Origin of the sequence: Empedobacter sp. GD03861 (assembly GCF_029840885.1) — a bacterium.
Taxonomy (GTDB): Bacteria; Bacteroidota; Bacteroidia; order Flavobacteriales; family Weeksellaceae; genus Empedobacter; species Empedobacter falsenii_B.
Map to the genome: position 1 here is coordinate 1 of NZ_JAOCDJ010000001.1, position 25,719 is coordinate 25,719.

Below are 25,719 nucleotides of genomic sequence, written 5' to 3' on the forward strand. Positions count from 1 at the left end.
TAATGCATTTTCTGTGAAGCACAATAACCTCTATTTGGTGCACTATACTGATGTTCTTTGCAAATTTTCGAGCGATTAATTCTTGCTATTTTACACACCTCCAAGGGCATACTATCAACGATAAAACAATTTTCAAATTCATTAAATTCTTTCGCTAATTTAAGTCGAATACTATTAATTTACTCTGATAATCTTCGTTTTCTACGATTGTAAATACTTCGCTGAATTTTACAACTTAGCGCTTTAGGAAGATTTCGAAATAAATGATTTTCACTATCAATACCCATAAATTCAGCTGTTAAAACAAGACTTATGAGTTCTAAATCAAAAAATTTAGGTTTTCTACGTTGATAAATTAAAAGTGTATCTGTGGATATTTTTCGTAGAACTTCCAATATTCTTTCATAATTAGCAACTAAGTTGTTCATTGTAAATGTTTTGTGGTTAAAGCAATTTACTGATTTTCAATCAAATGAACAACTATATTATTTATTAATCAAAATGCACAACGGGTGTCTTATATCTTTTCTTACTACGGAAGTTTTGTTAGGATATCCAATTCTCCTCATAGTCTTATTTTTATAAAATAGGGGAACAAATCTGAACATTATTTTTTAGAGAAAAAAGAAAAATGATATATAATTAACATTTTATCTAAATAAGACATAATTTACTTTTTTTTATCAATTATCCATTTTTAATTACTTATTAAATAACTAATAAATCTTTTTTTAACTTTTTTTAATAAAATTAAAATTGATTTTATGTTAATATTTTTTCAATAACATAAAATCAATGTTATATAAAGGATAATTTTTATTTGAATTTTATACATTTCAGAATGTGAAATCACGTTAAAAAATGAAGAATATTTAGGAGTTTGTTAACCTAATAAAAACAAAAAAAGGCAACCTATTGGTTGCCTTAATTATTATAATATTTAAACTGATTAATTAGTCAATTTTGATATTATCGATAACTAAATCATAAGCTTCATCTTTTCCTACTTTTAGTGCAAAAATATTTTCACCAGCAGTTTTTTGAATATCTACTCCTTCAATATTTAGAGTAACAAGAACCCATTCGCCTTTAGTATCAATTTTACCTGTATATTGATTTGCATCAATTGGTGATAAAGATACATTTGCATTCGATAAATCTCCTACATTATATACTACGTATTTTTTATCAGATTTATACACATTTAGTGACAATGATTTCCCAGATGTTCCTTTTACATAAAATGTAATTTTCTTTGGAGTTGCAGGAATTGTATTATTTACAATAGTTGTAAATACGTAATCATTAGCTTTTGGTGTTCCTTTTAAAAGTAATGCATTTGTGTTATCTCTACCAACACCAACTCCGCTAGTTGCATAGGTATCTTTCACTAAGCCAAAAGAGTTAATTGAAGATAAAAAGTCAGCCCAAACATTGAAATCAGAACCTTTGAACAATAAATTAGTTGCTTCTGTATTATTTCCTCCACCTGGATTTTGGCCTCCACCTACATCAAAACGAGGCTGATCGAATTTTACATCTTTTGTATCGCGGATATAAACTTGGTAAGTTGAATTGTAAATACTAACAACTACAGTAATCTCTCCACTACCTTTAGGTAATTCTTCATTGTACCATTTAGCATATCCAGAATTACGTAAGTCAACTGTTTTACCTGTTTTATCTACTAATACACGATTAACAGTTGTAGCTTCCACTCCATAAGTTTTATCTGTATCTGGAGATTGAAACTGAATATTTTTTATTGTTACCAATGTATTCAAATTCCCAGCATTTAAAGCTTCCGACAAACTATTAAATACTTTTGGAGTAATTGTTTTTACAGGGTCACATGTTTTGATCATATATTTCTTCATATTTATAGAAGGTATACGACCAACTGCATATTGTGGGTCAACAGATCCTATTTTCATAATTCCTCTATCTTTCGCTACAACTAAACCTTTCAATCTAATTTGAATTCTAGCACCTAAAGGATAGCTTGTGTATAGATTAGATCCATCAATTTCAATCTGGATACCTGATGTTGGGTTTTCTACTTTATCTTGTAATGAAATTGTTTTATAAAAATTTCCTGTTTCGTCACTTGAAATTACATAAGCGTCCATTACAAGATCCTCTGCTATTGCTCCATTTGAATCAAGTTTTATCTGCCCAGAAGTTACTTTAGTTGTTAAATCAGCTATTGTAATATTTGCTGTTAATTTATCAGCACAATCGATTGGCGGAGTTGCATAATCATCATCTTGTACACAAGATTGAGTTATAAATAAGCCTAAGCTCAAAAGACTTGCTATTGTTAATTTTGATATTGTATTCATTTTAAATTGTATTCGTTGTTAATAAATTAAAATCTGAAATAAATGTTTGCGAAATAAGTTGTTCCCATTCCATAAAACATCTTTGGACCAAATAAAGTTCTATAATTTGTATCAATCGCTTTCTCGTAGTTACCAATTCTTAATTGCTCAAAACCTCCAGTAACGTAGTTTTTATTATTCAACACGTTATTAATAGTTCCTGAAATACCTGCAGAATATTTCCCTATACGAAATGTTTTTCCCATGTTAATATTTAACATGAATTCGTTACTCAACTTTTCTTGCTTTAAAGCAGCTTTTAAATCTTGATCATTAATATCATATAATTCTCCATATTCATTCGTAAAGAAATTTACAGTTCTTCTATATGCGGCTGGATCAATATAATTATTTGCTAATAAATTTCCAGATACACCAATCCACCAGAATTTAGGATCACGGTACTCTGCACTTAAAGAGAAACCAGATTGTGGTCCGCTTCCTACTTTATAATTATGAAGATAAGCAGTTCCGAAGTTTTGGTAAGGAACTCCAATGTTTCCAGGTTTCACATAATCATCAGAATATAAATTATAACTAGGGTTGTCTTTGTAAACATATTGACCAATAGAAGCTACTGCAGAAACTGTAAGTACTGGTAATACTTGTGCTTCTACCGCTAATTCTGTTCCCAAATATTCTTTTCCAACACCTGTCATAACTTCTGAAACGAATACTTGATCATTTGCTCCGTCGATATAACCAAAAGCTTTTTCAATTTCGTCTTTTGTTCTTGTATAAAATGCCGTTGCACGAGCTTTAATACGTGGAGCTCTTAAAATATATGATAAATCACTTGAGAATATTTTTGCACTTTCTACTCCATCTACCGTTACGTTAGTTACACGAGCATTTGGAAAAATCTCATCAGAAGTTGGCGCTTCTGTTTGGTACATAACATTTGCCTGAATAAAATTACGACCATCTAATTTTACTAAGAAATTAGATTTCACTCCAAAATCTAAGAAATCGTAAGTTTTACTTTTTCCATAAGAAGTAGTCTGATAAGATTCGTGCATCCATTTACCATCACGATAAAATTTCGTCAAAGCAGCTTTCATTCCAATTGTTACATCTAAAAATTTTCCTTTTATTTTAGATTGAGCGAATAAATCTGCATAATCACGATTAATTTCATAATTATACCCTTGACGCTGCCCTTTTGTTGGCTGATAGTCAGGGTCTAAAATGTTAAATCTAGCATGAGTAAAGTTATCTTTATTCTCAACATATTGTCCACCTAATAAATCTTGTATTTCACGATATAATTGAGATTTCGTATTTTGATAAGAAGCTGCAATTGTCAAATCTATATTAGGCGCTAACTCTGTCTGAAAATTCGTATAAGCAGTTGCTGTTTTATCTTCGTTAACATCTGCAGTCAACCAATAAACAGATCTCCCAGCATTGTTAATATTAGCTTCATATAAACTTGTCCAATCTATTTGAGAAATTTGGCCACTTCTCCATAATTCAGTTTGATTGTTTATAGCACTTTGACTTGCTCCACTATATGCAAAATAAGATGGTAAATTACGATAGTAAACTGGAGAAGGATTATTTCCTGCAAACCAATCTAAACGAGAACTACTTTCTTTACCAAATTGATAAGAAACTGTTGTTGTTAATTTTGATTTATTGTTAATATTCCAATGATGCGTCAACATATTAATAGGCTCGAATGTTTTCTTTACACGCTCATTACGTTTTTCACCATCTTGCCATCCCCAATAAGAATTGTAATAAATCCCCATCATATCCACAACTTCTTGTGTATTAGGTGAACCTGTAGAACGACGAGTTGGCGCACCAAAACTTGTGAAGTTTAAAGTATGTTTTTCATTAAACTTTTTCTCAACTCCTAAGTAGTAAGCGTATGCATCATAAAAAGTACCTTCTATAATACCTTCTTCTGCCCAACGTCTACTTCCAGAAACCATAAACGCCCAACCATTATCCATCAATCCCGTATTATATGTAGCCATTACACGGTTTCTGTATGAACGATTTGTACTAGAATAAGCCAAACTTACTCCCTTACGCATTGTTGAAGGACGAGTATCAAAATTTGTGACACCTCCTAAATCTCCAAAAGCATAATTAGAAGGTTCGATTCCATATGTTAACTCATCTGGACGACGAGTTACATCATTCAAACCTCCCCAGTTATTAAAAGTTGCACGACCATTATCCATTTTGTTCATACGAACTCCATTAAATAATACGTCATTATATTTGTTATCTAAACCTCTTGGTTTAAACCAATACGAACCTAATTCGTACGCAGAAACGCGAGCAAAAACATCGCGAGAAGATTGTAAAAGTCCTGAATTTGAAGCTGTCGAACTTTCATCATCAGATAATTCATCATCTGTTAATGTAATAATTCCAACTTCTGCTGTATTTGGATTAAATGTTAATTTAATATCACCTAAGTCAAGCTCTTTTTGCCCTGCTACAGTGATTTCTTTTTCATATGGGTCATAGCCCACGCCATAAACTTGTAATTTGTATGTTCCATCCGGAATATCTACAAACTGAAAATAACCTATACGATCGGTGATAGCAGCATCGCTTACTGCTCCTCCGTCCAAACGTACAGTGAGGTTATAAACCTCTTCACCTGTAGCAGCATTTTTTGCTACCCCAGTAACCTTTGTTTGCGCCTGCGCCATAGCGACAGTTGCAGCAAAGACTGAAAGACTTAACAATAATTTGTTCATTCAAACGAATTTTTATTTATAAATTAGCTCTCTATTTCCTTCATCAGAAAAAATAGGACAACAAATTTAATAAATTCATAATTTATAACATATGTTTAAAATTAACAAATCTTTAACTTTATTAATAATTTTTAATTTATTCTTAACGTTAAATGTTAAAGCTCAAAGCAAATATTCAAGTGCAACTGTAGCCTTTTACAATGTTGAAAATCTTTTTGACACCATAAAATCAGTTGGATATGTAAATGGAACTTTACCTTTTAATGACAAAAATTATCACATTCAGATTGCAGAATCTGACATATCGAAGTACGAAACAGAAGAATTCAAACAAAGTTATACGTACGAAAATATAAAAGGAAAGAAAATTATCCGTCCATTAATTCTTCAAGAAGAATTTTTACCAAACGGAAATAAAAGATGGAATACAGAAAAGTATTTCCAGAAAGTCAATAATATTTCAAAAGTTATTAGCGAATTAGGCGCAGATGTTACAGGTTCTGCTCCAGTAATCGTTGGTATTTGCGAGATTGAGACAAGAGAAACTTTAGAAGATTTAGCAAAAAGCTCTGCTTTGAAAAAATACGATTATGGTGTTGTTCATTTCAATTCGTTTGATGCTCGTGGAGTTGATACAGGTTTATTGTATCAAAAATCTCGTTTCAAAGTAATTGATGCAAGACCTCATCCAATTTTCAATTATGATGCTGAAGGTAAACGCAAATATACGCGTGATATTCTACAAGTTACAGGTTTATTAGACGGTGAAGAAATCACTTTTTTAGTAAATCACTGGCCTTCTCGTAGTGGAGGAGAAAAAGTTTCGATGCCAGCTCGTATGGAAGCAGCAAAGGTGATGAAAGGAATTTTTGATGAGTTAAAATCTAAAAATCCAAATGCAAAAGTAATTGCAATGGGTGATTTTAATGATGATCCTATTTCTCCAAGTATTAAAAACACATTTGATCCAGCTGGAGAAATTGCTAAAGTTTCGGATAACGGATATTATGATCCTATGTTACCTTTATACAAAAAAGGTGTTGGTACTTTAGCTTATCGTGATGCTTGGAATCTATTTGATCAATTTATCTCAACTTCATCATTGGTTACAAAAAACAAAGATTATTCAACGTATAAAATCTTCAAAACTGAAATTTACAACAAAGATTATTTGAAAGCGACAGAAGGTGCGTATAAAGGATTCCCTAACCGTATGTGGAGCGGCGATACTTATCGTGCAAACGGTTATTCTGACCACTTTCCAGTCTATACAATCTTATTAAAACAAGCAAAATAAAAATGAACAAATTAGAGCAATTATTTAGTCAAAAAAATAAAAACCTCATTACAATATACACAACAGCTGGGTATCCGAATTTATCGGATACCCCTGTTATTTTAAAAGAATTAGATCAAAACAATGTTGACATTATCGAAGTCGGTATTCCATATTCTGATCCTTTAGCTGATGGTCCAACAATACAAGCTACAAGTGAAAAAGCGTTAGCAAATGGAATGACATTAGATATTTTGTTTGAGCAATTAAAATCGGTTCAAAATGAAATTTCTGCACCAATTGTTTTGATGGGTTACTACAATCAAGTGATGACATTTGGATTAGAAAAATTCTTACAAAATTGTCAAGAAAGTGGAGTTTCAGGGTTGATATTACCTGATATGCCGTACGAAATTTACTTGGCACAACACAAAGAATTATTTGAGAAATACGATCAAAAAGTTACTTTTCTAATTACACCTTTAACAACAGAAAAACGCATCAAAGAGATTAATGATGCAACTTCTGGATTTGTTTATATTGTTTCTAGTTCTGCAACTACAGGTGCAACAGAATCTAATTATAATGAAGATTTTTTGTCAAATGTTAAAAATCTAGGCTTAACAAAACCACATCAAATTGGATTTGGGATTTCGACAAAGGCTGATGTAGAAAAAGCTTGGAATTACGCAAATGGAGCAATTATCGGAAGTGCTTTTTTACGTGTTTTAGAAAATTCGAATGGAAATCTTTCTGGAGCAATTAAAGATTATCTTTCAGAATTGAGATAAAAAAATAGTTTTCAAACCAAAAAAGCAAGCTCTTCTAGCTTGCTTTTTTGGTTTGACTATTTTGTTTTTATTCAAGCGAAATTTCATCAATAAACAACCAAGCCTTATTTCCTGCACCAGCTTGTCCATCTGGAATTATTCCTAAATTTTCAATCACAATCTTAAGATATTTCGCTTGTTGTTTTTGTAAATCAATCTTCATTATTCCATTTGATTTTTCGATTTCAGGAGATGAAATAGTTTTAATTTCTTTAAAATTTTTTCCATTATCTGAAATCAACACTTTAACAGATTTTGGGAGATAAATCCAACTTCCTTTGCGATCTAGCGTAGAAAATTGAATAGTAGAAAACTCCATTTTAGTTTCGAAATCTATTGTTGCAATCACATCTTTTCCAGAAAAACCTAACCACGATTTACCATGATTTTTAAGACTTCCTTTTATTCCATCCACCAAAGTAGACGCTCCACCAACCGAATATGCCTCAGCAGGTTGATACTCTAATGTGATTTTTTTGGCTGTTGATTTCGTAATTACAAAATCCTGAGAAGTTGTTGCACTTACTTTTTTGCCATCTTCAAAATAGGCTGATTTTACCGTTTGAGATTTCGTAATTTCTAATGGTTTTTGATACACATTCGAATTAATAATTGGCTCTGAACCATCTGTTGTAAAACGAATTCGTGAAGGTTCATTCGCCGAACTCAACTCATATTTTATCTTCCCATTTTGATCAACAGAAGCCTTTCCATCAACCTCATAAATCGCCGTACTATGTTTGATTCCTTTTTCATCTAAAATCGCAAAATGACGGCAAAAGAGTTTTCTTTCAAGCGTTTCTTTGACACCTCATCATCCCTAATATGTACATTTATATATGGAAAAAGCGCAATTACCTCATCCATGACATCTTGCAAAAATTGAAACGTTTCTTCTTTTGGACAAAAAATATCTTCCGAAACTCCCCACGTTTTCCACACTTCCAACTTCTCATTCGTACAACCAAAATTAGGATATGCCGCCAACGCAGCCTGCGCATGACCTGGCATTTCGATTTCTGGAATAACATCTATATGCAATTTCGCTGCATAAGCCACTACCTCTTTTATCTGTTCTTGCGTGTAAAATCCACCATATTTTTTATCATCAAATTTCATATCCGAATACGCACCAACCTGCGATCCATTTCGCCAAGCACCAACTTCTGTTAACTTTGGATATTTCTTAATCTCGATTATACAACCTTGATCATCAGTCAAATGCCAATGAAATTTATTATATTTGTAAGCCGCCAAATAATTCAAATAATTTTAGACCACATCTAACGTAAAAAAATGACGAAAAAAGATCTAAATGCATTCCACGATACGCAAATTTTGGTTCATCTTTTATTTTGAGATAAGGTAATTTGAGATCCTTTTTATGTTCTTCAATTAATTGTAAAAGTGTTTGTATTCCAAGAAAAATTCCTCGATTTGTAGGCGCAGCAATCGAAATTCCATTTTGATTGATATCCAACTCATAATATTCTTCATTACTATTTTCTGGAGCAGCCAAGTAAATTATATTAATTGTATTATCGAAATTGTTAGAAGTAGTTTTCGTTAGATTTTTTCCCGTAATTGATTTGAATTGTTTCATCAAATAATCTATTTCAGGAAAATTTGGATCTGGATTAATCGTGATTTTATTTCCTAAAACAAAAGTTCCTTTCTTCAATTCTAATTGTTGAGGTTGAGGAATAAAACTATTTTGAGCAAAAGTAAAAGAGGAAACCACAAACGCAGCCAATAGAGAGAAAAACGGAAGTTGTTTCATGTGTTAATTTTTGATAATGACTAAGATAAACTTGTTTTATCAAATAACAACGACGCAACGAGCAAAAAACATTCAAAATAAAAAAGCAAGCTGAATTCAGCTTGCTTTCTATTTTGGAAATGTTTTATCTAAAAAATTATTCAACAATTAAGATGAAATAATTCTTTTTACCTTTTTGTAATAAAACATATTTATCAGCAATTAAATTTTCTGTTGTTAATACAAATTCTTCCGCTACTTTTTCTTTGTTTACAGAAATTGCGTTTGCTTTTAATTCACGACGCGCTTCTGAATTTGATTTTAAGAAACCTGATTTTTCAGCTAAAGCAGTTACAATATCCAAACCAGCTTCGATATCAGCTTTTGCAATAGTTGCTTGAGGCACACCTTCGAAAACTGATAAGAAAGTATCTCCATCTAATTCTTTCAAATCTTCTGAAGTTGATTTTCCGAATAAAACTTGAGATGCTTTTTCTGCTTTTCGTAATTCTTCAACACCATGAACTAAAATCGTAATTTCAGTTGCTAATTTACGTTGTAATTCGCGTAAATGTGGCTCTTGACGATGACGCTCGATTAAATCATCAATCGCTTCTTTTTCTAAGAATGTATAAATTTTGATGTAACGTTCAGCATCCGCATCCGCTTGATTTAACCAAAATTGATAGAATTTATAAGGAGATGTACGGTTTTTATCTAACCATATATTTTCTCCACCTTCTGATTTTCCAAATTTAGTTCCGTCCGCTTTAGTTGTTAATGGACATGTAAAAGCAAAAGCTTCACCTTGTACTGTACGACGAATTAATTCTGTTCCTGTTGTGATATTTCCCCATTGATCAGAACCTCCCATTTGCAATTTTGCACCTAATTCTTTGTACAAATGCAAATAATCGTATCCTTGAATCAATTGATATGTAAATTCTGTGAAAGACATTCCGACATTCGATTCAGAAGATAGTCTAGATTTTACAGAATCTTTTGCCATCATATAATTTACAGTAATGTGTTTTCCGACATTACGAGCAAAATCGATGAACGAAAAATCTTTCATCCAATCATAGTTATTCACCAATAAAGCTGAATTTCCATTATTCGTATCAAAATCTAAGAAACGAGACAATTGTGCTTTAATTCCAGCAACATATTTATTCAATGTTTCTTCGTCTAATAAACTTCTCTCTGCCGCTTTACCAGTAGGATCACCGATAAAACCAGTTGCACCACCAACCAAGGCGATTGGACGATGACCGTGACGTTGCAAATGAACCAATAAGAAAATAGGAACCAAACTTCCCACGTGAAGAGAATCTGCCGTAGGATCGAAACCTACATAACCAGAAGTCATTTCTTTATTTAGTTGTTCTTCTGTCCCTGGCATAATATTGTGAACCAGTCCTCTCCAAGTCAATTCTTCAATTAATGGATTCATAGTATTTTAATATATTTTTTATCTAATTTTTACAAGATACAAAGTTATGATTTTTCAGTAGATTATAAATGATCTGTCAAAATAAAACTTATTTGATATATTTATTTAAAATTTGAATAAAAGGAATACATGCAAACACTTTTCGAGAACGAAAAATTTAAATGGATAAACTTACAAAATCCTACAAAAATTGAGTTGAATGAAATTGCTACAAAATATTGTTTTCAGAAATTAACGATTGAAGATAGTTTGGAGCCTGGGCATTTACCTAAATATGAATCAGATGATTCAAAAGTTTCGTTTTTGTTAATTCGCTTTTTTGATAAAGAACACCGTATGTTGAAAAACACTGTTCGAGAATTTAGTCACAAAATCAGTATTTACATCGGAGTAGATTTTATTGTGACTGTTCATCAAAAGGAAACGGATATTTTTGAAAAAATTCAGAAAAAATATTTAGCGAATACTGATCCTTCTAAAATCATTATCAAAGGAATTTTGTATCGTATTATTTCCGAAACCATCAAAACTTACGAAGAGCCTGCATATCAAATGGACGAAGAAGTCAATCAACTCGAGCATTTGATTTTTACGGATGATTTTAGAAAAATTAAACTTCCTACCTTATATAAAATCAAACGAGAAGCTACAGCTTGCAAAAAAATATTAGATTATACGCTTGAAGCACTGAAAGAATATCGCGCAGATAACAAAAAGACAAGTTCATCACAGGATTTGTACGAAGAAAACGTAAAAATGTTACACTTGCATTCGCAAATTGTAGATGATGTACAAAGTTTGTTAACAATTTACCTTTCGTTAAATGGACAGAAATCGAACGAAATCATGCAAACGCTTACCGTTTTTTCTGCATTTTTCTTACCCTTAACTTTTATCGCTGGAATTTATGGAATGAATTTCGATTTCATGCCCGAGTTAAATTACAAATTAGGCTATCCAATTTGTTTACTTGTCATGTTATTAGTGGTAATTTTTATTTACTTTTGGTTCAAGAAAAAAAAATATTTATAATTCAGTATGATTTTCGTAACGGGAGGAACAGGTTTGGTTGGCGCGCATTTGTTGGTAGAATTGGCAAAAAAGCAACAACCTATTCGTGCCTTAAAACGAAAAACATCGAACACAGCAATCATCAAAAATTTCTTTGCGGAACAAAATGCTTCGCAATTTTATCAATTTATTCATTGGATTGATGGTGATTTGTTGGATGTTACTGAACTTCCAAATTTATTAGACGGGATCGAAACAATTTATCACGCTGCGGCTTTTGTTTCATTTGATGAACGTCAAGAAGAAGAAATTTTCAATACGAATATTTTAGGAACTGAGACTTTGGTAAATGAAGCGATTGATTCTGGCGTGAAAGAATTTTTCTTCATCAGTTCTATTGCTTCGATGGATGATTTGAATCCAGCAACTAAAATGATTGACGAACGTTCTGGTTGGAATAATGGCTTGACGCATTCTTCTTATTCTATCTCAAAATTTAGAGCAGAAATGGAAGTTTGGCGTGCTTCACAAGAAGGTATTAAAGTTATTATTATAAATCCTGGTGTAATCATCGGAACTTTGGATACTAAACGTGCAAGCGAAAGTTTGTTTCAACAAAATTCATCAAAAAGCGATTATGCTCCTTCGGGCGGAACAGGATTTGTTGATGTACGCGATGTGGTGAAGATTTTTTTAGAGTTAATTAATCAACAAGTTTACAATCAAAAATTTGTGGTAATTTCTGAAAATAAAAGTTACCGAGAAGTATTTGATCTTGTTTCGATCAATAGCAAACGTTCAGTCAAAAATGTTTCGAATTCAACCTTGAAAATCATTAAAAATCTATCTATTTTTAGTCGAATCTTTGGTGGAAAATATATGACAAAAGCGAATTATTATTCGTTGACAACTTATACCAAATACGACAATTCTAAAGTTAAAAATTTGCTTCAATACGAATTTATTCCAATCAAAGAAGCAATTGATTATCATTATAAACGCTTTCAAAAGCTGAATTCTACAAAATAGTTTACTTTTGTTTTATGGAACAACAATTCATTTCAACACTTTCAACAACTGCTTCGGAATTAAAATCAGGAAGCGTTTCTGCTAAAAGTCCATCAAATATTGCGTTGGTAAAATATTGGGGAAAAAAGAAAAATCAAATTCCAACCAATAGTTCAATTAGTTATACGTTAACCAATAGCTATACAGAAACTGAATTAAAATTTTCGCCAAAAACATCGGATGCTTTCGAAGTTGAAGTTTATTTAGAAGGCGAATTGAAAGAAAGTTTTGCTCCAAAAATCATTACTTTTTTCGAAAGAATTACAGTATATATTCCATTTTTGAATCAATTCAAATTTGAAGTTCACACACATAATTCGTTTCCACATAGTTCTGGAATTGCTTCTTCAGCTTCTGGAATGTCGGCAATGGCTTTGTGTTTAGTTCAAATTGAGAATATTTTGGGCGCAAATTTATCAGAAGAAGATGCCTTGAAAAAAGCTTCTTTTTTGGCGCGTTTAGGTTCTGGAAGTGCTTGTCGTTCGGTTTACAAAGGTTTGGTTGAATGGGGAGAAAATGACTTTACCGAAGGAAGCTCAGATTTATTTGGAACAAAATATCCTGATACTGAAATTGATGATGTTTTTAAAACTTTTCACGATACCATTTTATTGATTCACGAAGGTCAAAAATCAGTTTCTTCTACTGTTGGTCACAATTTGATGAACGGACATCCGTATGCAGAACGTCGTTTTGTGGAAGCAAATGAAAACTTAAAAGCTTTATTACCAATTTTAAAATCTGGCGATATCAAAGCGTTTGGAGAATTGGTAGAACATGAAGCTTTGACATTGCACGCCATGATGATGATGTCGAATCCTGCATTTATTTTGATGAAACCAAATACAGTTGCTGCTTTAGAAAAATTGTGGGAGTTCCGTCGTGAAACAGGAAATCATTTGTATTTCACATTAGATGCTGGCGCAAATGTACATTTATTATATCCAGCGCAAGATGCGGAAGCTATTGAAATTTTCATCGAAAATGAATTGAAACAATTCTGTCAAAACGGAAATTATATAAAAGATAAAGTGAGTTTTTAATCACTTCTAAAATAAAAGGTTGTCAATTATTTGATAACCTTTTATTTTTTTATTAATAGTTTCTCCATTAACCCAAAAATAACCAAACTCAAAAAACCACTCATTCCTATAACAACGATAAGATTTCCTAAAGAAATTTCGATAGGAAAAAATACAAATCGTATTGCGGAAATAATTGTTGTAAATAGAACTACTTTTAACCAAAAAATGTAATCAAGTTTAGTTTTAGGAAGGGTTTGTTTTGGTATTTTATAAATCCAAAAAGCAATAAAAACTGCACCTAAAAATGTGCTAAAATGTTGTAGAAATTTATACACTTTTACTTCGAAATTATTGAAAGGAATTTGAAACCAAGTTTCCTCTAAAGTTGTAATTAATTTCGCAAAATATCCCCATTCGTGAGTAAAAGCATCCCAAGAAAGATGTGAATATGCACCTATTATAATTGAGAGAATTACAATTATCCAATGTTTTTTGAAATAATCAATCCAATCAAAAATTAGGAATTGAGCAAATCGTTCTTTTAAAAAATAAGGTAAATGATGAATTAAAACATTTCGGACAAATAAGTGAAAAACGAAACAATAAATCAACGCAATTGGTAAGTCAAAATACAAAACACCCCAGAACAAATGACTGTGCGTCGCTACAATCTCCATTCGAGAGAAATATTCTAAATCTGGCGACATCGAACCAATGATTAATCCCGTCATCGAAAACCAATTCGATTTTAGCTTTTTTAACGGAAGAACAATTGCTGGATGACAAAAAGTTAGTGGCATTTAGAGTTTATTTTGATACAAAGTAAATCAAAATATCCATTAACTCCCAAAACGTTTGATGTTAACTTTTCGCTCCTTAATTTTCAGGATAAGCGGTTCATATTCTGTATTTTGTTCCTTTTCTACCGTTATTTTATTCAAATATGTTTTTGCATAAACATGTTCTGGCAAACTATTTTCTAAAAGGTGAAACGTATAATTTCCGACAGGTAAAAAAGCTGTATATTCACCTCTATCATTTGTTTTAACTGTAAAAATCTGTCCATTTTCGTGATTAAAAATCAACGTAAAACCGAATAAATTTGCCGAAACCTGATACTCCAAATTTGAAGATAATTCATACTCAACTTTTCCTCTCACAACACCAGTTTGTTGCATTGGAATAGAAATAGAAGTCGTTTTAGAATTAATATTAACCGCATAATCTTGTGCAAACCATTTTTGTCCAGGAAGTTTGATTAAATAATTACCATAAGGCACTTTTTTATACTTGATATTTCCTTCTAAATCTGTAATAAAGTTAGTTTCATTTATCTTTACATTACGACTATCAGCCACTTTATCACCTTCATCAAAAATACCATTTGCATTGTAATCATAAAACACAAACAAATTTAATGTTCCGTCTTTTACATCTGTCACAGTACGTTTCGCAGGCAAATTATATTGTACACCAACTTGCAAATAAGTTTGTTTGCTATTCAATGTTTTCGAATCGTAATGGCTAAAATTCGCTTGTGTACTCACAATAAAATTATCAATTGGTTGATAATCTAAAGAAGCTCCAAAAGTTAAGGTATTTCCAAAATTTTTGTCAATATTATAATAAGTAGAAACTGCTGTATTCAATTTTTTCTGAAAAAAGCTTTGACGAAAACTCGCCGAAGTTGTAAAACGTTCTAATTGATGATTTAGATTATTCGTCGAATATACTTCTGCAATCATCATACTTCCTCGTTGATAAATTGAGTTTAACTGAAAGTTTTTCACATTCCACGTTAATTGCCCATAAACAATTGGATCAACTTTACTCAATTCGTTTAGCTCAGAAAACCCTCCCAAAGCATTCAACACCAACTGATGCACACGTGAATTAGACAACCAAGTAAATGTTCCGTTTAAATAAGTCGATTTAAAATCCATCGGCATGTACGTAAACGTCTCATAATTCAGAATATTTGATTTTTCTATATTGAATTTTGGAGAAATCGAAAGATTAAAATGATTTGCTAATTTGAACGAAATTCCCGTCTCAAAACGCAACGTTTTCGACTCATTTGCTTGCATATAATTAATCAAATACGGATCGATAGATTTCGGATTGTTATTGGTAACCGTTAACGAAGACCACAACGAAAATTTAGAAAACGTGCGTTGTAAACGCTGATTTAGATACAAAGCTCCACGTCGAGTCCCAGGATAATACCCCGAACTGTAATAATTGGAACTATAGAAATCAAATTTGCCTATTGTTCCAGAAACATTTGCAGAAATCGACATCGAGTTTTCGACATCATTTGTCTCTTTAAATTTTGATAAACCATACCCAAATTTCACTGAATGATTCCACTTATTTGGTGTAACCCATTTGTAACCATTTGTCAAAATAAAGTTCGTTGTAGAATAAGTTCTATCAAACAAAGCTGTTGTTTCTAATTCGTTTTTATCTTTTATTAAAAATCGTCCATTCGCAAAAGTTGTGTTGCTATTCTTGAAAACATCGTTCGTCAAATCATCTAATAAATTATAATTTTTTTCGACCGTTCCGACTACAATTCGGTTATCATTCTTATCATAATTATTAAACAACATCACTCCTCGTCCGTTAACTGGAATATCAAAATCGTTGTTATTGATTGATCCGATTAAAATTCCTTTGTCTTTGCGTTGATATTTCACCCAAGAATCTGTCAAAACCATGTCTTGATTCTTATTCCAAGTTGTTCCATTAATATTATATGCAAATTCATTCAACCCAACCGAAAATTCTTGATGAGCCATTAAGTTATAATTCGCATTAGCAGAATTAATATCGCGAGCAGTTAATCGAACATAATTTGAAGAAAAATTGGTCCAATTCTGATTTAGCATTGTTGGATCTATATACACACGATTGGAACTTGCATTCTGTATCGTAAAAAACACATTTCCTGCAAAATCTTTGGTCGTTGTATAACCCGAAACATTTGCCTGAAAACTTTCAATTTTAATCATATCTCGGTCTACATATTTAGAAAATCGAACAATTTTTTCTTGAAAAGCTTCAACTATAAGTCGTTTGTTATTATAAGTATAACTTCCTCTGAAATCAGGAAGTACATTGGTTAACAAAATTTCTTCGGCTTGATTTCCCATATTCATTACTTTTAATTCATAATGAATAGAATCTCCTTCTTGACGGTAAAAAATATTACTCTGGACAGGAAAAATTTTGATGTTTCTCTTTTGCAAAACAACAACTGAAGTAACAGATTTTCCTATTTCTTTTTTACTTAAAAAATCAATAATATTGAATTCTAAATCTAATTTCCCAGCCATTTGCGATTTACTCACCGTAAATTGCATAGGAATAAAAGCCTTCTTGTTTGGATTGATTTTTATTTGAAGATTATCTTGCGAATACGATTTTATAGCCGAAGGGATTTTAAGTGCCAGACGAGCATTTATCGTATCATTGGTTGTATTTTCTAATTGAAGAATAACAGAAAAGTTGTTGCTATCTTCTAATTTAACTTCTTTTATTGTACTAAATTTCAATCCGTTATTTATTGTTTGAGCACGCAAATTTTGTCCGCTAACAAGCATAAGCAGAATAAAAAATACGCTTCGAAAATAACTGATTGAAAAGAACATATTGTTTTACAAAGGTGTAATCGTGTACAGCAAAGAAGTTGAATAATTCCCTGGTTTACTATTCAAAATTTTATTATCCGACGGAGTTGTAGAATAAATAATATTGTATTTTTTTGAAGCTGTTTTAGAACTATTCGTCATCAATGATTGATTGTAATTCGAAAGTTTTATAACTTTAGAAAGATTATTTGTTTCGATGTCTTTTATCTGAACATTGATTGAATTTAATTCCAAATTCTGTGCATCACTCGATTGTAAATATTGATTAAGCGACGAAACTTGAATATCGTAAGCAGTATCAGAAGAAACTATTAAGCCGTTTTGATATTCTTTCTTTACACCATTTCTATAATCTTGTATTGTATTGAAAACCAATTCTGCATTTACAGCAGAACCATCGACCGCAATAGAAAACGCCGGAGCTGATTCGTAATTTCCGTTTGGACTAATTTGCATTTCAATCGAAAAAAGACTTTTACCAATCAGGGTTCCAAATTCATTCAATAAAGAAAACTCGAATTGAATTGGATAATTGTTCCATGATTTTAGAGGATTTAGATATGCTCCTGCATCAATCACAATATCATAATTCAGTACAATTGCACCATATTTTCCTGCTGGTGTTGCAATTGTTAAAGGAGAATTTCGGATAAAATAATTTGGAGAAAAACTCATCGCGATGTTATTCTGAATAACTCCTAATTGATTTATTGTAGGATAATTCTCTGAATAATATTGAGAAGTTGTATAATTATTAAATTTTAGCTTCAGTTTTTCGACAGGAAATTCTTTTTTCTGAGAATTTACAATAGGCGAAACAACACGCGCAACTAAAGACCAATTTTTATAATTTAAAGGACCAGACATGTGCATTTCTACAGCCACAACATTAGCCGCCGTAACTCCACTACTTCCATTTACTTGCACCCAACCATTATTATGAGCATTTAACGTAAACTGAGCAGAAACTGCCATTGTCAACAATAATGTTATGGTTGAAACTATCTTCTGAAACAAATTATTATTTATCATTTGAGAACGTCAATTCAGCAATTTTCAATTGATCATCTTTCTCAAAACTTAAAGTTGAGGTAACAATATACGAGCCTTTTGGCAAATCCTTTGGCAATGGTATATATACAATTCTTTTATCATTTGGTAAACTATAAAAAACTGCATCTTGCAATTTTATTTGTTGACCATTTTCTTGATTAATGATTTCATTTCTAATCGTTCCTTCGCTCCAAACATTTCCTTCATTCGAAATATTTAACACCAAACGATTTTCAGTTTTATCGTAAACAAAATTTGTAAACTCTACATTTGTATCACGTGCAATATTTAATCGTTGATAAATTTTGATACCTGTACGAATCGAGAATATAATATTTTCTCCACTTTTATTTTGTCCAGCAATCGGATTTGTTTGCGTGATGTACATCATTGCTGTATGCACACTCTCTGCATTTATCTTTTCTGGAACTTGCATCAGAACTTCTATTTCTTTCGATTCTTTTGGCAAAAGTGTAAATGTATTACTTGGTAAAACTGTGATCCAGTTTGCATTACTTGTTGGTAAAGTATTAGGTTCAGAGACTACATTACCTCCAAACTCATCATACTTCCAATCATTAAAAGAAACAGACAACTCTAATGTATGTGCATCACTTACATTGGTTACCATAATCTTTTTACGCTCAGACTCACCAGGATTTAACGCAAAATAAGTCCTTGGTGGACTTACAGTAATACCTGATTGTGCACTAATCTTAGTTGAAATGATTAATGCTAAAAAAGAAACGATTGTTAAAAAACGAAGAACTTTCATAAGCAAAAACAGAAGTGATATTTTTCAATACCACTTCCTATTTTTTATATTATTGTGCTTCTATTGTATAAGTTACAGTAGTTGTATACACGGTAGGTTTCTCAACATTGTAATATTTGTTTACATAATCGTTGTTTCCTATTCCACTATACGCAACGTTAAATTTTAAATCTGTACCACCAACATCACTAGAAATCAAGTTTTTGTCTGATTTATCTAATGTAACTTCTTTGAAAGTTGATCCTGATTCATTCCCTGAACCTAAAGTTGCTACTAAGTTAATTGTTTTTACATCGATTTTACTATCACCTTCTTTTCTAACTAAGTTTTCATTTTCAGATTTTACTTTAACAGCAAAACCACCAGTACTATATACAATTAAGTGGTCGTTCATAGTTTTTGTAACACCGTTAGAATAATCTTCTTTTGTTTGATATTCTAAGTTAACTGTATTATCAGTACCAATAAGAATTGTTTGAATTGGGTATAATTTTACATTCAATGTTGCTGAAGCTGTTTTTTGAGCTAAAGCCATTCCAGAAACTAATGCACAGAAAATCGTTAAAATAAATGCTAATTTTTTCATCATTTTATAATTTGTTAAAAATTTATTAAAAAATATTTGTTAAATAATCTGGTAGTTTATATATTTATAATTGGTTATTCTCAAATACGATTGCAAATGTAGAAGTTGTTTTTTATTTTTAAAAGATTAAATCATACCAAAAGATGATGAAAAACGACATTTCTAACTATTTAATTCCGAGTGCCTTGTCTGAATTTAGTCGGAGAAATCCCCGTGTTTTTCTTGAAAAACGCAGTAAAATTGGTTTCTTGAAGGAAATTGAGTTCCAGCGCAATCTCTTTTATTGACATTTTTGAGTTGACTAATAAAATCTTTGCATTTTTCATCAATTCTTCAACAATCATTCCTTTTGCTGTTTTTCCAAAAACGATTTGAGTTGCTTTATCTAACCTTCTTTTTGTAATAAAAAGTTTATCACTGTAAAAAGATACTTGTTTATTTTCCTTGACATTTTCTTGCAAAAGTTTTTTGAATTTTGTCGCAAGTTCTACATCAAAATCATCTTGTATAAATTGGCTTTGCATATCAAATGTTTCCATTTGACCATTGATAATAATACGTTCCAAAAGATTATGAGCAAGCTTCATATCTAATTCATTTTCGAATGCAGTAAAGAAATATTGCAAATAATTAGCCTCAAAAATTGGAGCAGAACAAATTGTATTCTCAACAATATTTATAATATCTCGCGAAAAAAGTGTAGAATTTTCTAACTTCAAGTTCTCTTCGATTGATTTTGAATAAAATTCTTGTTTAAAAACAATATAATAAGCATCAGTACGAGTAGTTTGTTTCACAAATTCTTGAGAGATATTGGGAGCTATAAAAAGAAAATGGTTTTTAGGAATCGAATATTCTTTTCCATTTATTTTATGAACAAATTTTTTAGAACCAGACCAGATTATTCCAAAATACTCATCAACAGATAACTCTTTTCTCAATTTTTCTGTATGTAGGATATCATTCAATTCAAATGCAGTTATACCTACATCAAAAACCAAATTATTATAAACTTTACGATTATTCAACAACATACGTCTATACTATTTTATCAATGTTATCTATGCAAAATTACGACCATTTTTAACCAAATTACTTGATATAAATCAAGTTATAATTTTAGGGATCCAAAAATAATAAAATACAATATGCTATTTAAGTATTTTAAAAAATTAACTAAAAAAGAAAGCTTATTTTTAATGAATAAAAAAGTCTCAATAAATATTGAGACTTTTAAAACGTATTTTAATGTAGAAACTTTCTAATATCCTTCTGCTCCTTGCTCTCCTTTTACAATCGCTAAAGCAGATGATGTTCCAATTCTTTTCACGCCTAAAGCGATCATTTTTTCAGCTTCTTCTGTTGTGCGAACTCCACCAGAAGCTTTCACTGGAAGTGAACCTGAATTTTCAAGCATCAATTTAATAACATGCTCGTTTGCTCCATTTGGTTCTCCATTTTCAGTTTTATAAAAACCTGTAGAAGATTTTACAAAAACTTTTGATGCTTTTTCTTCACCTGCTTTTTCTAAAACAGTATCACGAATTAATTGTGTTATAGCAACAATCTGTTCATCTGTTAAAGCAGCAGTTTCGATAATCCATTTTACAACTTTACCTTCACGCAATGCGACTAATGTTGCAGCTTCTACTTCTTCTTTTACTTTATCGCTATCACCTTTTTTGAACGCTTCGTAGTTTACTACAAAATCTAATTCATCGGCTCCATCAGCAATTGCTTTTTGCGCTTCTCTCAACTTTTCATTCAAATCGTAAGTCCCTTCAGGAAAGCCAATTACAGTTCCCAAAACAACATTCGATTTTTTCTCATCCAATAATTCACGAACTGATCTTACATAATCAGGACGAATCATTACCGCATAGATATCATTATCAATAGCTTCTTGTGCTAACTTATGCACCATCTCTAATGTATCAGAATTCGAAATACCTGCTTGTTCAGGTGTTTTAAGATACGTCGAGTCTAAATATTGATTAATATTCATCTTTGTATATTAAAGTTTTATTTGTCTATCTATTGGTTGCTCCAACGAAATTATAGTTTCTGTACGTGTAACGCCATCAATTTGCTGAATTTTTTTGTTCAACACATTCATTAAATGTAGATTATCACGACTCAAAATTTTAAGGAAAATCCCATAATTTCCTGTTGTAAAATGAGCTTCCACTACTTCTGGAATTTCTTCCAAAGCTTTCACAACTAATTTATAAGAAGAAGGTTTGTCCATAAAAACACCAACAAATGACATCGTTGAATAACCTAAAATTGAAGGATTTACAATTACTTTTGTCGAATCAATCACTCCAGAAGCTTCTAATTTCTTGATACGTTGATGAACAGCCGTATTTGATATACCTAATTCTTTTGCTAATTGAGAAACAGGTATGTTAGCATTGTCCATAAAGGCATTCAGAATCAACTTATCGATTCCGTCAATCTCAACCTGACCATTTTCGTGGATTCTCACCTATTCTTAAAATTATGCCGCTACAAATTTAATATTTTAAAATGGTATAAACGGGAAAATGGTCGCTATATCCACCGAAATATTTTCCACCAACAAAAGTTCTAAATGGTAAACCTGTTGATTTTCCGCCTGTATTCTTCAAAAAATCAGCATCAAAAATATCTGTTTTTATATATTCTAAATTTGTGTGAGAAGTAAAAAATCCTTTCGAAAAAAGCTGTTGATCAAACAACATCCATTGTTTTTTAAAAATCATCGAACCTCTTTTATAGGATTGTAGACTAACCATTGGATTGAATAATTCGTTTCTGTTTATTTCTTCTTGTTTAGAACGAGTATCCAATTCATCAATTAAGTCAGAATTTGTTGGAGCATCATTAAAATCTCCCATCACAACAATTTTTGCCGAATAATTTTCGGTTAACAAATCGTTAATTCTTTTTCGAATCGTTTTAAAAATATGTTGACGTTTTAATTGATTGATTTCTTTATCAATTTTAGAAGGCAAATGAACAATAAAAATATGAATAATTTCGCCAACTAAATTTCCTTTCACATATAAAATATCTCGTGTATAAGATTTTGTATCATACTGATCTTTAAAGATAAATCTAATTGGTTCGCTTTCTATAACTTCAAAAAATTGTTGACGATAAATTAATCCAACATTTATTTTTCTTTCGTCTAATGATTCATATAAAAGTGTTTTATAATCGCCATCTTTCAAAAAATCATTTTGAATCAAATCTTCTAAAACTTCTTCATTTTCAACCTCAGCCAAACCAACCAAATATGGCAATTCATTTGTTTCTAATTTACCAATTTTAGAGATGCAAAATGCAATCTTATTCACCTTTGTATCATAACGATTATCTTTCCATTTGATAAAATTACTGGGCAAAAAAGATTCGTCTGAAGATTTAGAATAAAAATTTTCGACATTATAAAATGCGATTGTCGCTAAATTTTGTTTCAAAAGAATTGTTTTTATGCAAAATTAAGAAAGAAACTAAGTTTATAAAAATTGGTTTCTTAAGAAGCATTAAAAAGACGACTTTCTCAAAAGTGAACTTATACATAAAGTTGAAAAAAAAATCAGTCAAAAATTATCAACTTGAACAATTTTCTTTCAATAAATTATCAACTTGACTACCTATCAAAAATCATGTTAAAAATTATACTAAAATTAGTGTAAATGATTGATTTATGGTCAATTTAATCTGCTAAATATTGTATATTTGCAAAGTTTGCAGTTTCTGCATTCAAAATTGAAAAATGTATTTTTAATTGACTATTATTAAAATAGTCTCAAAAAAATTTAAAACATAATGTCAAAAATTCATTACACACTTACGGATGAAGCTCCGATGTTGGCAACTCACTCATTTTTGCCAATCGTACAAGGATTCACGAAAACAGCTGATATTACAATCGAAGTTCCAGATATTTCTTTAGCTGGACGTATTTTAGCTAACTTCCCTGAATTCTTAAAAGAAGAACAAAGAATTCCTGATGCTTTAGCAGAATTAGGAGCTTTGGCGACTACTCCGGAAGCAAATATCATTAAGTTACCTAATATTTCGGCTTCTGTTCCTCAGTTAGACGAAGCAATTGCAGAATTGCAAGCGAAAGGTTTTGCTGTACCAAATTATCCAGCTGAACCAAAAAATGAAGATGAAAAAGCAATCAAAGCTAGATACGGAAAAGTTTTAGGTTCTGCTGTAAATCCAGTTTTACGTGAAGGAAACTCTGACCGTCGTGCACCGAAAGCTGTTAAAAACTATGCAAAAGCTAATCCTCACAAAATGGGAGCTTGGGCTACAGACAGCAAAACAGAAGTTGCTTACATGAAATCCGGTGATTTCTATGGTACTGAAAATTCAACTACGTTAGAAAACGCAACTGAATATACAATCAAATTTTACGGAGAAGATGGTTCTGTACAAGAATTAAAATCAGCAGCGCCTCTAAAAGCTGGAGAAGTAATTGATTCTTCTGTAATGAACTTAAACTCTTTAAGATCATTTGTTCAAGAAGCGATTCAAGAAGCAAAAGATAAAAACGTATTATTGTCTGCTCACTTAAAAGCAACAATGATGAAAGTTTCTGATCCTGTTATTTTTGGAGCTATCGTTGAAACTTTCTTTAAAGATGTTTTCGTAAAATATGCTGATACTTTCAAAGCATTAGATATTAATCCGAACAATGGTTTAGCTGATTTATTCGAAAAAATCAAAGGTCATGCACAAGAAGCAGAAATCAAAGCTGCAATTGAAGCTGATTTAGCAAACGGACCACGTGTAGCAATGGTGAATTCTGATAAAGGAATTACTAACTTCCACGTTCCTTCTGATATTATTGTTGATGCTTCTATGGCTGCATTGGTAAGAAACGGAGGTAAAATGTGGAACAAAGATGGCGCTGAAGAAGATACTGTAGCGATCATCCCAGACCGTTCTTATGCTGGTTTCTACGAAGCTGTTGTAGACGATATGAAAGCAAATGGAGCTTTAGATCCAACTAAAATTGGTACAGTTCCTAATGTTGGGTTAATGGCTCAAAAAGCGGAAGAATATGGTTCTCACGACAAAACTTTCCAAGCTCCTGCAAACGGAACAATCAAAGTTGAAGACGCAAACGGAAACACATTATTAGAGCAAAAAGTTGAAACTTCTGATATTTTCAGAATGTCTCAAACTAAAGATGCTCCTATTCAAGACTGGGTTAAATTAGCGGTTAACAGATCTCGTTTATCTGATACTCCAGCAATTTTCTGGTTAGATAAAGGAAGAGCTCACGATCAACAAATCATCAAAAAAGTTGAAAAATACTTAGCTGATCACGATACAACAGGTTTAGATATTCGTATCATGGACGTTAAAGATGCTATGAAAGAAACTTTAAGCCGTGCAAGAGAAGGAAAAGATACTATTTCTGTTTCTGGTAACGTTTTACGTGACTACTTAACAGATTTATTCCCAATTTTAGAATTAGGAACTTCTGCTAAAATGCTATCTATCGTTCCATTAATGAACGGAGGTGGATTATTCGAAACTGGTGCGGGAGGATCTGCTCCAAAACACATCGAACAATTCGTAGAAGAAGGTTACTTACGTTGGGATTCTTTAGGTGAATTCTTAGCATTACAAGCTTCTTTAGAGCACGTTTCTCAAACACAAGGAAATGCAAAAGCTCAAACTTTAGCTGATGCTTTAGATGAAGCAAATGCTAAATTCTTAGCTACAGATAAATCTCCAGGTCGTAAATTAGGAACTATCGATAACCGTGGTTCTCACTTCTATTTAGCAATGTACTGGGCAGAAGCGTTAGCAAATCAAACAAAAGATGCTGATTTAGCTGCTAAATTTGCTCCAGTTGCAAAAGCTATGGAAGAAAACGAAGCAAAAATTAACGAAGAGTTAATTGGTGCGCAAGGTAAACCTCAAGATATTGGTGGTTACTACAAAGCAGATTTTGCTAAAACAACTGCTGCAATGCGTCCATCTGCAACATTAAATGCAATTGTTGACGGAATTTAATCTAACAACATTTCTTTATAAATTAAAACCTCGAGAAATTCTCGAGGTTTTTTTTTGTTTAAAGTCTTTTAATTAAATTCATTAACAAAAATTAACATT

Annotated in this window: 21 protein-coding genes and 1 pseudogene; 6 read left to right on the forward strand and 16 right to left on the reverse strand. The window is 31.4% G+C overall.

The window, feature by feature from the left end:
* The 3 genes and pseudogenes from N5D03_RS00005 to N5D03_RS00015 all read right to left on the reverse strand — a co-directional run.
* Positions 1-428, reverse strand: a pseudogene (locus N5D03_RS00005) (IS982 family transposase); the annotation flags it as partial.
* A gap of 525 nt (positions 429-953) precedes the next feature.
* Positions 954-2,342 (reverse strand): DUF5689 domain-containing protein, encoded by a 1,389-nt coding sequence (locus tag N5D03_RS00010; protein WP_038337143.1) that lies wholly within the window; start codon positions 2,340-2,342, stop codon positions 954-956.
* A gap of 26 nt (positions 2,343-2,368) precedes the next feature.
* A complete protein-coding gene (locus N5D03_RS00015) occupies positions 2,369-5,104 on the reverse strand; it encodes a carboxypeptidase regulatory-like domain-containing protein (RefSeq protein WP_280050608.1) in 2,736 nt (911 codons plus the stop codon).
* A gap of 91 nt (positions 5,105-5,195) precedes the next feature.
* Here N5D03_RS00015 and N5D03_RS00020 point away from each other — a divergent pair, with 91 nt between their 5' ends.
* Entirely contained in the window at positions 5,196-6,401 is a 1,206-nt protein-coding gene (locus N5D03_RS00020; protein WP_280050609.1) for an endonuclease, read from the forward strand.
* Positions 6,402-6,403: 2 nt separating this feature from the next.
* Positions 6,404-7,171, forward strand: a complete 768-nt coding sequence (gene trpA, locus N5D03_RS00025; protein ID WP_280050610.1) for a tryptophan synthase subunit alpha — start codon at positions 6,404-6,406, stop codon at positions 7,169-7,171.
* Between the two features lie 67 nt (positions 7,172-7,238).
* On the opposite strand, the gene N5D03_RS00030 is transcribed toward trpA, so the two are convergent.
* The 4 genes from N5D03_RS00030 to tyrS form a co-directional block, all read right to left on the reverse strand.
* A complete protein-coding gene (locus N5D03_RS00030; protein ID WP_347880909.1) occupies positions 7,239-7,973 on the reverse strand; it encodes an FN3 associated domain-containing protein in 735 nt (244 codons plus the stop codon).
* A complete protein-coding gene (locus tag N5D03_RS00035) occupies positions 7,967-8,476 on the reverse strand; it encodes a family 20 glycosylhydrolase (RefSeq protein WP_280050611.1) in 510 nt (169 codons plus the stop codon). Before N5D03_RS00035 ends, N5D03_RS00030 begins: the two co-directional genes overlap by 7 nt.
* Positions 8,448-8,990 carry a glycoside hydrolase family 20 zincin-like fold domain-containing protein gene (locus tag N5D03_RS00040; RefSeq protein ID WP_280050612.1) on the reverse strand — a complete coding sequence of 181 codons (543 nt, stop codon included), beginning with the start codon at positions 8,988-8,990 and terminating at the stop codon, positions 8,448-8,450. Before N5D03_RS00040 ends, N5D03_RS00035 begins: the two co-directional genes overlap by 29 nt.
* A gap of 136 nt (positions 8,991-9,126) precedes the next feature.
* Positions 9,127-10,422: a tyrosine--tRNA ligase gene (gene tyrS, locus N5D03_RS00045; RefSeq protein WP_125350013.1), complete on the reverse strand. Its 1,296-nt coding sequence runs from the start codon at positions 10,420-10,422 to the stop codon at positions 9,127-9,129.
* Positions 10,423-10,551: 129 nt separating this feature from the next.
* On the opposite strand from tyrS, the gene N5D03_RS00050 reads away from it, so the two are divergent.
* The 3 genes from N5D03_RS00050 to N5D03_RS00060 are packed head-to-tail and all read left to right on the forward strand — an operon-like array spanning position 10,552 to position 13,544.
* Positions 10,552-11,454, forward strand: a complete 903-nt coding sequence (locus N5D03_RS00050; RefSeq protein WP_280050613.1) for a CorA family divalent cation transporter — start codon at positions 10,552-10,554, stop codon at positions 11,452-11,454.
* 6 nt (positions 11,455-11,460) lie between these two features.
* Positions 11,461-12,462 (forward strand): NAD-dependent epimerase/dehydratase family protein, encoded by a 1,002-nt coding sequence (locus N5D03_RS00055; RefSeq protein WP_280050614.1) that lies wholly within the window; start codon positions 11,461-11,463, stop codon positions 12,460-12,462.
* Between the two features lie 14 nt (positions 12,463-12,476).
* Positions 12,477-13,544, forward strand: coding sequence for a diphosphomevalonate decarboxylase (locus N5D03_RS00060; protein WP_280050615.1), 1,068 nt, complete (start codon positions 12,477-12,479; stop codon positions 13,542-13,544).
* Between the two features lie 41 nt (positions 13,545-13,585).
* Here the strand turns inward: N5D03_RS00060 and N5D03_RS00065 are convergent, their stop codons facing one another.
* The 9 genes from N5D03_RS00065 to N5D03_RS00105 all read right to left on the reverse strand — a co-directional run bounded on the left by N5D03_RS00065 (position 13,586) and on the right by N5D03_RS00105 (position 23,057).
* Positions 13,586-14,326 carry a DUF4184 family protein gene (locus tag N5D03_RS00065; RefSeq protein ID WP_280050616.1) on the reverse strand — a complete coding sequence of 247 codons (741 nt, stop codon included), beginning with the start codon at positions 14,324-14,326 and terminating at the stop codon, positions 13,586-13,588.
* Between the two features lie 39 nt (positions 14,327-14,365).
* Positions 14,366-17,083 carry a hypothetical protein gene (locus N5D03_RS00070; protein WP_280050617.1) on the reverse strand — a complete coding sequence of 906 codons (2,718 nt, stop codon included), beginning with the start codon at positions 17,081-17,083 and terminating at the stop codon, positions 14,366-14,368.
* A 102-nt stretch (positions 17,084-17,185) separates the two neighbouring features.
* Entirely contained in the window at positions 17,186-18,211 is a 1,026-nt protein-coding gene (locus N5D03_RS00075; protein WP_280050618.1) for a hypothetical protein, read from the reverse strand.
* Positions 18,201-19,007, reverse strand: coding sequence for a molecular chaperone (locus N5D03_RS00080; RefSeq protein ID WP_280050619.1), 807 nt, complete (start codon positions 19,005-19,007; stop codon positions 18,201-18,203). Before N5D03_RS00080 ends, N5D03_RS00075 begins: the two co-directional genes overlap by 11 nt.
* Before the next feature lie 49 nt (positions 19,008-19,056).
* The gene (locus N5D03_RS00085) at positions 19,057-19,593 is read right to left on the reverse strand and encodes a hypothetical protein (protein WP_280050620.1); all 537 of its coding nucleotides are present in this window, start codon (positions 19,591-19,593) and stop codon (positions 19,057-19,059) included.
* Between the two features lie 170 nt (positions 19,594-19,763).
* The gene (locus tag N5D03_RS00090; RefSeq protein ID WP_280050621.1) at positions 19,764-20,627 is read right to left on the reverse strand and encodes an AraC family transcriptional regulator; all 864 of its coding nucleotides are present in this window, start codon (positions 20,625-20,627) and stop codon (positions 19,764-19,766) included.
* A gap of 227 nt (positions 20,628-20,854) precedes the next feature.
* Positions 20,855-21,598 carry a deoxyribose-phosphate aldolase gene (gene deoC / locus N5D03_RS00095; protein WP_125350003.1) on the reverse strand — a complete coding sequence of 248 codons (744 nt, stop codon included), beginning with the start codon at positions 21,596-21,598 and terminating at the stop codon, positions 20,855-20,857.
* 9 nt (positions 21,599-21,607) lie between these two features.
* The gene (locus N5D03_RS00100) at positions 21,608-22,081 is read right to left on the reverse strand and encodes an Lrp/AsnC ligand binding domain-containing protein (RefSeq protein ID WP_114998761.1); all 474 of its coding nucleotides are present in this window, start codon (positions 22,079-22,081) and stop codon (positions 21,608-21,610) included.
* 28 nt (positions 22,082-22,109) lie between these two features.
* On the reverse strand, positions 22,110-23,057 hold the full coding sequence (locus tag N5D03_RS00105; RefSeq protein ID WP_280050622.1) for an endonuclease: 948 nt from the start codon (positions 23,055-23,057) through the stop codon (positions 22,110-22,112).
* Between the two features lie 352 nt (positions 23,058-23,409).
* Here N5D03_RS00105 and N5D03_RS00110 point away from each other — a divergent pair, with 352 nt between their 5' ends.
* Positions 23,410-25,620, forward strand: a complete 2,211-nt coding sequence (locus N5D03_RS00110) for an NADP-dependent isocitrate dehydrogenase (RefSeq protein WP_280050623.1) — start codon at positions 23,410-23,412, stop codon at positions 25,618-25,620.
* Positions 25,621-25,719: the final 99 nt, after the last annotated feature.